Here is a 12,610-nt window from a genome sequence, read left to right on the forward strand (position 1 = left end):
ATTTTTATATTGTTATAAGGAAATACTTTTATTATCACGTTTAGTATTTTTAAATAAAAAGAATAAAACTTGAGCAATTAATAATACCACCATAGCTATTATTTGAACCTGAACTACCATAGTTAAACTGCTATGAAAAAATGTAATTAATACAACTTGTGACATCCCTAATAAACCAGAAAGCACAACGGGCGCGTATTGATTTAATGAAAGAAAATAGTAAGCGAAAATATTAGAAATTGCGAATAATGAGGTTGCCAAAGCATATTGCCACAATAAGTGGGCTACAGAAATATATGCACTGCCAAACATCATATTAATAATCGTTTCAGGCATAAGATAACAGGCAATTACAATTAATGTAGATAAGCTTCCAATGAAAAATACATACTTAAAAAGTACTGGTGCTGTAGATTCGCCATCTTTATGTTTTTGCATAACAGTTGGCATTAAAAGCATCACGAACATCCAAGCTACAAAATAAACCACACGGCCAATTAAAGCTAAAGAGGCATATAAACCAGCATCAATTGAATTGAAAAAATGTTTTACAAGTAGAACATCACTATTGTTAATAATTATTTGGGTTAACTCATAACCAGCAGTTAAGCCGATAAAAATCCAAACCTTTTTAAGTTCATCTCCTTTAAGTTGATTTTTTGAAAAGATTTGAATGGAATTTAAATTAGATGGTATTAAACCGAAAACAAATGATAATCCAATACCTATAGCAATTAATATACCTGGTTCTAGGGGTAAAAACCATAAAAATGCAAAAGTCAGAATTAATCTACTCCACATTTCGGTCTGATAGGTACCCGCTAGTTTGGTAAATTCTTGTTTACCTTGAAATCTGCCTCGGTTAACACTCATAACAAAATATAGTGGTGTTCCAATAGCGAATATTACAAACATCCAATGATTTTGTGTATGAAAAATTTGCTGTAAATATTTTGAAAAAAAGAGAATAACTGATCCCGATATTACACCAAAAATTAATGCATATTTATACATCGTATTTTTAAATGCAGACCAATTATCACCTGAAAAAAGTACAGCAAACCTGGTTGTAGCCAACTGAAAAGTCATACCTACAAACGACAAAACTAAAAGTAGTGTTACGAGTAATGCAGCATCGGCAAATGCTTCAGGTCCTAATAATCTACCTAATAATAAATTATACAAGTAGTTACCCCCATTAACAATGAGGGCACTACCCATAAACAATTGTTGCGGGGAAATTTTTTTTAAAGCTAGTCTAAACGCGATCATTGCTTAATATATATGAGGTCTTGGTTTGCTTCATAATACCCGAAATGTTTTGATTCTGTCTTCCTATAATTTGAATTCCTTTATTCTTTTCAAGAAAATCTAGATAAAAGCGTTCTATAGCTAAAGCACTATCCGACTCTAATAAGGTTACATTCTCTAAGTTGAGAATCACATTATCAAAATCATTTAAAAAGCTTTCAAGGTGATTTTTTAAAGTCAATGTATTTTCAGAAGTAAGCTCTCCTAAAACCTTTAACATTTGGTTGTCTAATTTTAACTGTAATGCCATAATTATTTTATTAAGATTAAGTACACTTATATTACTAATTTTCGAAATTCATTTAATCCAAAAACGCATCAGCAAACCGATACAGTTTACTTAATAATTTTTTATGAATATTATCTATTTTTAATTAAGTGACTTACCCAAAGATTAGCAAATAATTAGGCCCCTAATGATAATTTCATTAAATAAAACCAGGTAGTGTAATTACCTATATGAAATAGCTATTTTAGCTAGTTGACCAACAATTTTTACGGAATCTTTCATTGAAAGTTTAGATCCATCTGCATGAATCCATCGCTTTAATGGTTGTTCACAAATTAATTGTTGAACCTTTGCTTTTCCGTAATGTTTTCGCATACGCATAAAAATCTCTACATCAAAAATCCATTTTGTAATAAATGGTTTTGTAAATAGCATCGGAATAATATCACGCTCTAATATTTTTGCACCACATTGCGTATCATTAAATGGCATTTTTAATATAGACCTGATTATAAGGTTAATGGTCATACTGATGATTTTACGGGCTGATTCTTTAGTAATATTAGCACCCATTCTGCTCATTCTAGAACCACTTACGATTTTAAAATCTGATTTCTCAATGGTCTGAACCAAATCATCGAAATCTCTAAAATCTGTTGATAAATCAGCATCTAAAAAGCCCAAATAATCAAATTGAGCATCTTTATACAGATGTAGCATACCTTGTCTCACGGCTTCTGCTTTACCCCCATTCTTTTCGCAATTATAAACGCTTATATTGTTTTCATTACCCTTTTTAAGGTCTTCTAAAACTCGAAGAGTATTATCAGTACTTCCATCATTTACAAAGCATAAATGATATCCTAAATTTTTGTTTGCAAATTCCTTAAATTCATCACTTGATAAGCGTTCTTCTTCATTATAACACGGTATAACTACGCCAACACAATTCTTTTGTAACATTTGAGTATCCGTAGAACTTTCTATACTCTTTGTTGTTTCAGGTACGCCTATTAGTCTTTTTATTCTTGCAGCCATTTCGTCAAGACTAACAGGTTTTTTCATATAATCATCAATACCAAGCGTAAACCCATCCATAATTACGCTTTCTTCGGTATTACCAGACATTACTAAAATTGGAATTTTTTTATCCTTGTCAGCACGAATATGCCTAACCACATCTAGTCCTGTCATATCTGGCATATTAATATCGACAAGAACTAAATCAGGTTTAAAAGAATTATAAAGGTTAATTCCTAGTTCTCCTGAATTAGCTGTTTTTACATCGTATCCTAATTCTTTTAATCTTTTTTCTACAGATAGTAAGATTAATTCTTGGTCATCAATAGTTAAAATTTTCATAGGTTAATTAGTTTTTGTTTAATAAGAATGGGAAAAAAATAAGTAATCTAAAATTTCATATGAGAATATCTTATTGTAACCTATTTAGGAAAACATGCGCATAAAGCACATATGTAAGTATATTCTTACCTATAACGTAGCTAAATCTAAATATTGCTGTAAATCCTTAATATTCGGTGAAATACATCACAATTTTATATTTCAAATTAAAAGGGTAAAATAGAGCGTCCTATTTTAAATAATGAATTGATTATAAAATAGTTGCCCGGGCAATTAGTAATTCATCCTCAACATCAACATCACAATACTAATTACCCTACAACAACTAATCGGGGGAACTAAACTTCAATTAAAAATTCAGTTTCAAACATTTACACAGCAAATATCTGAATGTTTAAATGTAGAAATAGCTCCATCGCGTTAAACCACCAATTAGTATAGTTCAATTGCAAATAACTGACTACGAACACTTTTTCATCATAATTACCTCAAATAAAACATATTAGTACTAATAAATAGCCACATTTGACGTTATCATATTTGTAGTAAAATTCTCACTGTTATATGCTTCGATATTACCTTATAATTATTACGATGCTCTCGTTTTTTATGGCAAATGCACAAAGTGAAATGCAGGAAGGGTTTACCCTATTAGAAAATGGCGAATTTGAACAAGCAGAATCCTTTTTTTATGACTATTTAAAAAAGGATTCAACAAACAAAACAGCTAAACTATGCTATGGACGTGCAGTAGGTTTAAGTGGTGAACCCAACAAGGCTACTAAATTATTCGCTGAACTATTAAAAACTTATCCCTCCGATTTTGAAGTAGCGATTAATTATAATGAATCATTTTTATGGGCAAAAAAATATAAAGAAGCTAAACCGCTGTATGCCCAAATGGTACAAGAACATCCAAAAAAGTTTGCTGCTGTCCTAGGCTATGCTAATACTTTAAGTAATTTAAAAGAATATAAAGAAGCTTTAAAGTTAGTTGAAGATGCCTTGCAATTAGATCCTGATAATAGTAACGCAAAAGTCTCTCGAAAATATATGCGTTTAGGATATGCAAATGAATACGTAAATAAGCAAGAGTATGTAGCTGGAGAAATGATTTTAAAAGAAATTTTTACAGATTTTCCCGAAGATAAAGACGCACTTTTAAATTTAGCAAACCTTTACCTAATTACTAAGGATGTAACAAGTGCTAAAAACAGCTATGTTAGATACGCTACAACGGCTAAAGACTCCATAACCGCATTAAACGGAATAGCACTTGCCGAACATATAGGTGAATCTGATAAAAAGGCTTTAGCCTTCGCTGAGATTTCGAAATTAAAAGTTTCTAAATTTGAAGATTTTGAGCTTACTGAACGTACTTATGATAGGTATATACAAGCATTAATATGGAATAGAAAATTTATATCTGCAAAAAAGAAAATTGATAGTCTAGAGAATATTTACCCCAATAGAAATTGGATACACGCTCTTAAAGCAACTTTAGGTTTATACACGGGTGATTCAAAAAAAAGTATAAAAAGCTACGATAAAATTTTAGTAAATGATAGTTCTTCTTTTGATGGTAACCTTGGTAAAGCAAATGCTTTGTTTGCAGCGGACCGTATCATACCAGCCTATAAATCTGCTTATAATACGCTAAAGTATTATGACAATCAAAAAGATGCACTTGGTTTTATTGAAAAGCTAAATTTAATGCACACACCTAGTGTTGAAGAACATGCAGCATACACATTTGACAATGGTAAAAATGTCGCATTTTTCACCAATACAACTGCAGATGTACCTTTCTCAACTAAATTTAGAACAACACTATCCTATTTTTATCGCACCACGGAAAATACAGTTTCAGGTAACAAGGCAAATGCACATGTAATTCTTGCCGGATTACATTACAAATTATTTCCAAAAACACTACTAAAAACTATTATTGGGGCAAATAATTCAAGGTTTACTAATGATGCCTATACGCAACCTGTATTTGATGCCAAATTAGAAATGCAACCGTTTAAAATGCAAAATCTTTCAATAGGTTATCAGCGAGAAATTCAAAACTTTAATGCAGATCTAATCGAACGTGAAATTGTTCAGCACCATTATGGGCTCAATTATAACCTTGGTACAAATGTAAATTTTGGCTGGTATACCCAATTGATGCATACGCAACAGAGTGATGCTAACATAAGAAATCTTTTATTCACCTCATTATATTATACACTTTCACAGAAACCTGCTTTAAAAATGGGTTTAAACTATCAGCACATAACATTTAAGGATCAAGTACCTACAATATATTTTAGTCCTGAACAATACCAAGCTTTCGAAATTTTTGCAGACATAAGAGGCAAAATTTCTGATAAAACAACATACATGGGTAGCGCTGCAACGGGTTTTCAGAAAGTAGAAGATGACCCATATACAGCTATATTTAGAGCCGAAATGGCAGTACAACATCAATTTTCAAAACGCTTGAGTGGCAATATTTATGGCAAGTACAGTAATATTGCTTCAGCAACTGCAGCAGGTTTTGAATTTACTGAAATTGGTTTAAAAATTAAGTGGTTATTTCTTGACAAGCCATTATTTTTTAATTCAATACAATAATAATTAAAACGTATTTGTAGGACTCCACTAAGATTTTGAGTTGAATACAATTTAAAATGATGTCATAAAAAAACAACCACAAACGTATTTATGGTTGTTTATATATCACTTCTCCCGAACCCAAATATATAAAGAGAAGTATGGGGTTTGAGCCCGTTTAATTTTATACTTTAATTATAGCATACCAGCCATGGCTAAAGCCACGCCAACAACTACTGTGCTGATTACTGTTTTAAGACCAGTTACTAAAGCTTTTAATGTTAGAACAAGTAGGAAAGTTTTCATAATGTAAAGATTTAGGTTAAACTTTTTCTTTTGTATACCCCAAATTTACACTATGAAGATAATTTTATAGGTCATGGCCCGCTCAAAACCCAATTTCTATAGTCCGATGGTTACAAATAATAGAGGAATAAAATTATAGTAAATTTAATCGTCGCATAAGTTCAGGACGATTTGAACGACTTATAGGAATTACATTTTTTTCTATTAAAACACTATTATCTTCAATATCAATAATTTTCTTAAAATTTATAATATAAGATCTATGTATATGGAAAAAGATATGTTCTGGTAATTTATCTTTTATTTTCTTTAAAGTGGTGTGTACCTTGTAATTCTTTTTTTCAGTCTTTACTTCAATATAATCACCTTGCGCTTCAACAACTAGTATTTCGTTATACTTAAGTTTTATCAATCGGCGGTCGATATTTATGTATAAATCTTCGGTTAAATCGGTAGTACTCTCGTCTTTATTTATCTTGCTAGATTGACTTGCAATTGCCTTTGTTAACTTCTGAACACACTTTTCGAAACGATCAAAGGTTATTGGTTTTAATAAATAATCGACTATTGCCTCATATTCATAAGCCGCTATTGCAAAATCTGTATCCGAGGTTATTAAAACAATTTTAGGTGGATTTTTTAGGGTCTGAACCAAATCAATACCTGTAAAACCCGGCATATGAATATCGAGAAATATTACGTCAACATCTTGCTGATTTAAAAATTTTATTGCCTCAATAGCATTATCAAACTCCTGAATAACATCTAGTTCAGGTATTTGAGTACAAAGGTGACTTACAACTGCTCTAGCCGCAGCCTCGTCATCAATGATGATACAATTCATAATTAAATTGTTTTTAGGTATGTTTCAATAGTATCAAGTACTTTTTGAAACTCATTTTTTAATCTGTCATTACCTAAACGTAATTCTTCCTCAAAAGTTACTGCTAATCTATAACTTTCTTCTAGCCCTAACACACTAAATTTATGCTTTAATTTATGTACAATTTGCGAACCTTCGTCGGTTCTATTGTTATGAATACTATTGCTATACTCCAATTTTTCAATAGGAAATTCCATTTTTAATATTTCAATGAATTTATTTCTAAACTGCACATCATCACCAGCTATTTCATCAATGTATTTTATATTTGGGGTTTCCATCATCTTATTTTTTAATAGTGAAAAAAAAGGTCGCTCCTTTTCCTTCTTCAGATTCTAGCCATATTTTACCACTGTAAGAATTAACTATTTTTTTAACCAATGCTAGCCCAATTCCTGTTGCTTTAAAATCATCTTCAAGCTTTTTGAACATTTTAAATATGTCGTCTTGATATTTTTTAGCTATACCCTTACCGTTATCTGAAATACTAAATTGCCAAGAATCTGTTTTTTCCTTAGCTGTTATTTGGATTTTACCATTTGAATTATGTTCTGTAGCGCTTATTGCATTGAGTAAAAGATTTTTAAACAAAAGCTCTAGTTTGTATTTACCGATTAATAATGAAGGCAAAGTGTTTACACATTCGATTTCCACATTATTTGGCACATAGATAGTTTTCAATAAATCTGTAATTAAAACCTTTACATCTACCATTACCTTTTTCTCTTCTAAATCAGTAATTGTAGCATGCTTTAAAATCCCGTCAACTAAGGCGTCCATTTTTTCTAAGTTCTCACTTATAAGTTTATAATTATCTATAGTTTCTTCAGAAAAATTTGTCACCTCTTGATCCGTAATACAACCAATTAAAAAATTAATGTTGCGCATGGGTGATTTTAAATCGTGAGAAACCATATGAGCATAATTGTTTAAAGCCTCATTTCGTTCTTCTAAATTCTTAAGTAATAAATCTTTTTCTGCTGAAATTCGATTAATTTCAGATGATTGTTCTTCTATTTTTTTGGCCAATGCCAAAGGATCAAATACTGTATTACCTTTAGAATTTGGATTTAACTTTGTACCAGTATTTGTTTCTAAACTAGCTATAGAGCGTTCAAGCGACTCAATAATCTTTTTTTGAGAATCTGCACGCTCGATTAATCTTTCGTTCGCTTCGGAGAGTTCTTGAGAACTTATTATGGTAGAACGCTGCACCATTTCTAATTTTGAATCATTGTCAGCATAAGATTTATTGATTGCCTCTAAAAAATTGGCAAATGATTCCTGCTCAGCCCAGTTAGTAGGTAAGTATTTTCTAATTTGTCTGGCTAATAATTTATGCATTATTCACTAAATAGTGTTAAAGTCATTGTTTGATTATGCAATTTACATTCTTTCTGGCCCGCAAATGGCGCCAATTCACCATAAGAATAAAATCCCATAACCGAAGCCTTAGCACCTATTGTACTAATAACTTCTTCTATTTCTTCTTCGGTTCGTTGATCTAATACTAATTTTCTTCCTACACAGCTTACCAATAATGCCAATTCAGGATCTGATTTTCGATCTCGCATGGCATATTCGCCCGCAACTGCGGCACCTTCTGCAATATCATCTACGGTTGACATCATTAATTGTACTTTTGATCCTACCGGAACATCTCCTGCTAAAATCATAGTATTATTAGTTTCGTCAATATTTAAAATAGTTCTTACTATTACCTCCTTACTATCTGGCATGTGTACACTTAATGGATAAAGTAAAGCTGCCTCCGGCAAATCATCGGCCTTATCGCCTAAATATAATTTATATAAATCCAGTGCTGGTTTTCCATCTAACTCATGTAAAATATTATTTTTTGATTTTGTTATTGTTCGTTGCGGTCCGAAACCTGTCCATCCTCCATAATTTGCACATGTAATTTCTAAAGAACTACCATAGAAACCAATGCAAACAACTTCTCCTTCTTTTGGGTTTTCATTGTAAGAAGCCAAAGTGCGCTCAAAACGTGCATCATCACCACACAATCCACCAGAAATGGAAACACCAGGTTGCAAATTTGCTTCTAAGCCATTTATTAAACCACTACCATTTACATTAGTACCTTCCGATATTATAAAAACATGTTTTAAATCTTTTTGAGGTAAACTGTTCACTAGACTCTGACCTAAATTTTCCACATTCATGCTATGTGAGGCCATATTTTCTCGCACTACTTTAAAGCTGCTTTTTTCAAATTCAATTGCAGTTAGCACAATACTTTCATCAAAGACTTTACTTTCAAGTATTTCACCAGAAGTACTTCCAAATACAACATGACCATTTGGATACATTTCTTTTAATTCTTGATATATATCTGCCGATTCCAAGGCATATCTATTACCAAAAACCATAACTAATGGTTCTTTTAAGTCCTTACGAGACTCCGTAAATGTCCAACCATTATTTTTCTCTCTAACCCCTTGTTCTAACTTCATGATTGCTTTTTTAATGTAAAATAAAATGTAGTGCCTGTATTTGGGTCACTTTCCAACCAAACCAAACCTTCATATAAGTCAATAATTTTCTTTACAATGGATAAACCTATACCCGTTGATCTTTCTTTATTCCCTACTGATTCAAAAATTTTAAATATTTTTTCATGATATTCTTTAGGAATTCCAACACCATTATCTTCTATGCTAAACTGCCAATGTGTTGCGGTTTCTTTATAATCGATATTTACTAATCCAACCTCTCTTTCAATATGCACCACCGCATTACTCAAAAAGTTTTGAAATAATTGATGGATTTTGGTTTTATCAGCATAAAGTGTTGGTAATTTCTTTACAATTTTAACTTGTACATGATCAGGAATATAAATGATATCAGTAATTTCCTTAATCACCTCATTTACATCAACTTGTGTATTATCTACTACATCACTACTTACTGTGGAATATTTTAAGATTCCATCGATAAGTTTATCCATGGCCTCCACTTTTTCTTGCATCATATTTAATTGGCTTACACCATTTTCATCTAATACATTTTTATAATCTTCATACAGCCATGTCGAAAGTGCACTAATACTACGCAAGGGTGATTTTAAATCGTGAGATACTATATGTGCATATTCTTGCAAACCTTTATTGCTCTCTTCAAGTTCTTTTAATAATATTTCTCGTTCCTTCTCAAGATTATGTTGAGCTGAAATATCTTCAATCATTGCAACTTGATATTTTACTTTTCCACAAGTATCTTTAAAAGCATTTACCGATGTTTTAGCCCAAATATTTGTGCCATCTTTACGAAAATACTTTTTAACCACGGTGAAGTTATCAATTAAACCCGCCTCCATTTGGTTGTTAAGTTCATTCAGTTTATCGCTGTCTTCAGGAATCGAAATTTCATCAACAGGCCTATTTTTTAATTCATTTTCTGAATATCCCAAAAGATTTTTAAAAGTTTTATTAGCAGTGATGATTATTCCCGATTGTTTTAGAACAATACCTAAAGGTGAATTCTCTACAATTATATCAAGCTCCTTTTTTTGCTCAGCTAATAAATTTTTAATTTCTGTATCTTTTGTAATATCTCTAATTATGCCTTGTGCAGCAATCGGAACATTATTTTTATCATAAACTAAACTTCCATTAATATGTACAAATCTTTCTGATTTATCTTTTAGTATAATTTTTGATCTATAATTTTTGAGCACCCCTAATTCACGTAGCGTTTGCATTGCTTCTAAATTATAATCCAAATATTCAGAAGGAATTAGGGCCGATAAATTTATCTTCTCCTTTTCAATATCATAGCCCAAAAATTCTTTTGCAGCAGAATTCATTTCTATAATATTCATATGCAAGTCTACAACTACATAAGGGTCTAAAATATTAGTAAAAACTCCCTCGAGTTTATTTGTTTTTTCACTTAAAAGGTTTTCTAACCTGGCATTTGATTCTTTTAAATGAAAAGCAGTATCGTATAATTCTTTAGATTTTTCTTCTAAAATTTTTTCTGCTTGCGCCCGTGCCTTTTTTTGACGTTCTAGTGCTTTTTTTAGCAGCAATACTTCCTTATTATCCATTTTGCGTAACATCAAATTTTACTTCGGTACCGTCTTCTTTTAACAACTCATAAACAATTGTGGCACTACCATTATAATGTTCAAAGCACCTTTGCATTAATCCGTGAGCTAATCGATATAATCCTCTTGAAGAACTATATATCATTGATATGGAAGTTTCAGTCTTTTCTAAAATCTTAAATGTGGGCAATTCCGCATCTGGATATAATTTTTTTACATGAACATGTATATGGTCTTCAATGGAATTGAGTAAAGGAATTGGTGAATTGTAGTTTTCAATAACCTCTGGATGTGCTTTGCCCAGGCTATTAAATAAATATAATCCAAAAGTATATATTAGGTCATTAGCCGGAATAGCTACTTCTTTACTGAGATTGGTAATTAAGCTTACCATTTCATTAAAATCGTAGGTACCAACTGAAGTATAAATGCCCTCTGAAACTAAATCTGAATTTTCAATGATATTATCCGTAATCTCCAAACCAAAGGAAGATTCAACCATTTCTAAAAATTCAGTAAAAACAATGCCCTTCATAACTCTAATTTATAAGAGTATAAAAGTAAGAAATGTATTACAGTATAAAATATTTTGTTGTGAAATGAAGGATTTTGTTAGGCTTTAACTAGCTCATTTACTTCCCAGTACTCAAAAACTTTTTTAATCTTAGCTTCATAGTCCTCATATTTTAAAGGCTTTAAGACGTATCCTGCAATTCCAATTTTATAACATTCTAAAAGATCGGCTCTATTTTCAGATGTTGTCAATACAATTGTTGGCAGATATTTCATTACGCTATCTGCTTTAAGAATCTGTAAGAATTCTATACCACTCATTTTAGGCATGTTTAAGTCTAAAAGTATGATATCAGGTAAATCTGCATCTGATTTTAAAATATTTAATGCTTCTTCCCCATTTTTAGCTTCGGTAATAGTGTGTTTTGTATCTAATTTAGAAACCGTTCGCAAAAGCTTCATTGTTTCAATTTTATCGTCTTCAATAAATAATACTTTCATAGCACGTTGTTTTTATTTGAGACAAAAGTCAGAAATAACATCGAAATGCATTTAGCTGTGTAGACGAATGGAAAATTACTGTAGACGAATGGTAAACGTAGCTCGATTAAAGAAAAAGTTGAGTCCTAATTTTTAATATAATTATGATATTAAGCCCTAATTTGTACATTTAAAAATAAAATCACCCTCTTTATTATTAGGGGTAATAAATAAAAAAGAACGCTTTTTATGGCTCCTTTAATAAAAATTTATTTGATTTATGAGTTTTTAACATTTAATATGCAATAAAATAGAAAAAATGAATACGTTTTTAGATAATATAAACTGGGAATTTATTTTAGCAATTTTAGCTATTGCAATAAGTATATATTCCATTTTGTTGCAAAGAAAGCACAATACTTTATCCTATAAACCTATTCCAGTTATTGTCAAATACAATTACAGCAGCCATATTTCAGTAAAATTATGGAACAAAGGAACCGGTCCATTAATAATAAAATCAGTTGAAGTTGATAAATTTCAGAACCTTGTAGATTCCTTGTCCTTAAATATTAAGACATTCGTATTTGTTGAGTACATCAATGATTTTAGAGAAAGAGCAATCTCATCAAATGATTATTTAAATATGATTGAATTTAAAATTCGATATGATGAGTCTAAAACACCAGAAGAATATGAAATAGCATTACAAGAAATTAAGAACGAATTACATGAAAAAATAATCACATTAATCTACACTGATATTTTTAACAATTATAACACATATAAAAGTATCCCTTTAAATTTTAAAGATAGCAAGGACGAGATTGAAGTTTAAAAGTATTCTTAGAAT

The 12,610-nt window shown here is 30.8% G+C and carries 12 protein-coding genes; 2 read left to right on the forward strand and 10 right to left on the reverse strand.

From position 1 onward, the window contains the following. Window positions 1-12 precede the first annotated feature (12 nt). The 3 genes from JQC67_RS15050 to JQC67_RS15060 all read right to left on the reverse strand — a co-directional run bounded on the left by JQC67_RS15050 (window position 13) and on the right by JQC67_RS15060 (window position 2,902). Complete coding sequence (locus JQC67_RS15050; RefSeq protein WP_203253745.1) at window positions 13-1,272, reverse strand: MATE family efflux transporter; 1,260 nt, start codon at window positions 1,270-1,272, stop codon at window positions 13-15. After that, window positions 1,259-1,561 carry a hypothetical protein gene (locus JQC67_RS15055; RefSeq protein WP_203253746.1) on the reverse strand — a complete coding sequence of 101 codons (303 nt, stop codon included), beginning with the start codon at window positions 1,559-1,561 and terminating at the stop codon, window positions 1,259-1,261. The genes JQC67_RS15050 and JQC67_RS15055 overlap by 14 nt, the downstream gene beginning before the upstream one ends. A 201-nt stretch (window positions 1,562-1,762) precedes the next feature. Beyond that, window positions 1,763-2,902, reverse strand: a complete 1,140-nt coding sequence (locus JQC67_RS15060; protein WP_203253747.1) for a response regulator — start codon at window positions 2,900-2,902, stop codon at window positions 1,763-1,765. A gap of 594 nt (window positions 2,903-3,496) precedes the next feature. Here JQC67_RS15060 and JQC67_RS15065 point away from each other — a divergent pair. Beyond that, complete coding sequence (locus JQC67_RS15065; protein ID WP_238934821.1) at window positions 3,497-5,524, forward strand: tetratricopeptide repeat protein; 2,028 nt, start codon at window positions 3,497-3,499, stop codon at window positions 5,522-5,524. 418 nt (window positions 5,525-5,942) lie between these two features. Here the strand turns inward: JQC67_RS15065 and JQC67_RS15070 are convergent, their stop codons facing one another. From JQC67_RS15070 to JQC67_RS15100, 7 genes are all read right to left on the reverse strand, one after another. Further along, complete coding sequence (locus JQC67_RS15070) at window positions 5,943-6,653, reverse strand: LytR/AlgR family response regulator transcription factor (RefSeq protein WP_203253748.1); 711 nt, start codon at window positions 6,651-6,653, stop codon at window positions 5,943-5,945. Window positions 6,654-6,655: 2 nt separating this feature from the next. Then, window positions 6,656-6,976: an Hpt domain-containing protein gene (locus tag JQC67_RS15075; RefSeq protein ID WP_203253749.1), complete on the reverse strand. Its 321-nt coding sequence runs from the start codon at window positions 6,974-6,976 to the stop codon at window positions 6,656-6,658. 1 nt (window position 6,977) lies between these two features. Beyond that, a complete protein-coding gene (locus tag JQC67_RS15080) occupies window positions 6,978-8,036 on the reverse strand; it encodes a sensor histidine kinase (protein ID WP_203253750.1) in 1,059 nt (352 codons plus the stop codon). Beyond that, entirely contained in the window at window positions 8,036-9,169 is a 1,134-nt protein-coding gene (locus JQC67_RS15085; RefSeq protein ID WP_203253751.1) for an FIST signal transduction protein, read from the reverse strand. Before JQC67_RS15085 ends, JQC67_RS15080 begins: the two co-directional genes overlap by 1 nt. Then, a complete protein-coding gene (locus tag JQC67_RS15090) occupies window positions 9,166-10,764 on the reverse strand; it encodes a PAS domain-containing sensor histidine kinase (RefSeq protein WP_203253752.1) in 1,599 nt (532 codons plus the stop codon). The genes JQC67_RS15085 and JQC67_RS15090 overlap by 4 nt, the downstream gene beginning before the upstream one ends. Further along, window positions 10,757-11,299, reverse strand: a complete 543-nt coding sequence (locus JQC67_RS15095; protein WP_203253753.1) for a heme NO-binding domain-containing protein — start codon at window positions 11,297-11,299, stop codon at window positions 10,757-10,759. Before JQC67_RS15095 ends, JQC67_RS15090 begins: the two co-directional genes overlap by 8 nt. A 77-nt stretch (window positions 11,300-11,376) precedes the next feature. Then, window positions 11,377-11,778 carry a response regulator gene (locus JQC67_RS15100; protein WP_203253754.1) on the reverse strand — a complete coding sequence of 134 codons (402 nt, stop codon included), beginning with the start codon at window positions 11,776-11,778 and terminating at the stop codon, window positions 11,377-11,379. A gap of 298 nt (window positions 11,779-12,076) precedes the next feature. Here JQC67_RS15100 and JQC67_RS15105 point away from each other — a divergent pair, with 298 nt between their 5' ends. Then, entirely contained in the window at window positions 12,077-12,595 is a 519-nt protein-coding gene (locus JQC67_RS15105) for a hypothetical protein (RefSeq protein ID WP_203253755.1), read from the forward strand. Window positions 12,596-12,610 lie beyond the last annotated feature (15 nt).

The organism is Aurantibacter crassamenti (assembly GCF_016811105.1).
Lineage (GTDB): Bacteria > Bacteroidota > Bacteroidia > Flavobacteriales > Flavobacteriaceae > Aurantibacter_A > Aurantibacter_A crassamenti.

Excerpts from the sequence above, each read along its gene's own strand:
- JQC67_RS15065 (WP_238934821.1), top strand. The coding sequence starts at position 3,497 with ATGCTCTCGTTTTTTATGGCAAATGCACAAAGTGAAATGCAGGAAGGG.
- JQC67_RS15070 (WP_203253748.1), bottom strand. The coding sequence starts at position 6,653 with ATGAATTGTATCATCATTGATGACGAGGCTGCGGCTAGAGCAGTTGTA.
- JQC67_RS15090 (WP_203253752.1), bottom strand. The coding sequence starts at position 10,764 with ATGGATAATAAGGAAGTATTGCTGCTAAAAAAAGCACTAGAACGTCAA.
- JQC67_RS15050 (WP_203253745.1), bottom strand. The coding sequence starts at position 1,272 with ATGATCGCGTTTAGACTAGCTTTAAAAAAAATTTCCCCGCAACAATTG.
- JQC67_RS15080 (WP_203253750.1), bottom strand. The coding sequence starts at position 8,036 with ATGCATAAATTATTAGCCAGACAAATTAGAAAATACTTACCTACTAAC.
- JQC67_RS15105 (WP_203253755.1), top strand. The coding sequence starts at position 12,077 with ATGAATACGTTTTTAGATAATATAAACTGGGAATTTATTTTAGCAATT.
- JQC67_RS15075 (WP_203253749.1), bottom strand. The coding sequence starts at position 6,976 with ATGATGGAAACCCCAAATATAAAATACATTGATGAAATAGCTGGTGAT.
- JQC67_RS15100 (WP_203253754.1), bottom strand. The coding sequence starts at position 11,778 with ATGAAAGTATTATTTATTGAAGACGATAAAATTGAAACAATGAAGCTT.
- JQC67_RS15055 (WP_203253746.1), bottom strand. The coding sequence starts at position 1,561 with ATGGCATTACAGTTAAAATTAGACAACCAAATGTTAAAGGTTTTAGGA.
- JQC67_RS15085 (WP_203253751.1), bottom strand. The coding sequence starts at position 9,169 with ATGAAGTTAGAACAAGGGGTTAGAGAGAAAAATAATGGTTGGACATTT.
- JQC67_RS15095 (WP_203253753.1), bottom strand. The coding sequence starts at position 11,299 with ATGAAGGGCATTGTTTTTACTGAATTTTTAGAAATGGTTGAATCTTCC.
- JQC67_RS15060 (WP_203253747.1), bottom strand. The coding sequence starts at position 2,902 with ATGAAAATTTTAACTATTGATGACCAAGAATTAATCTTACTATCTGTA.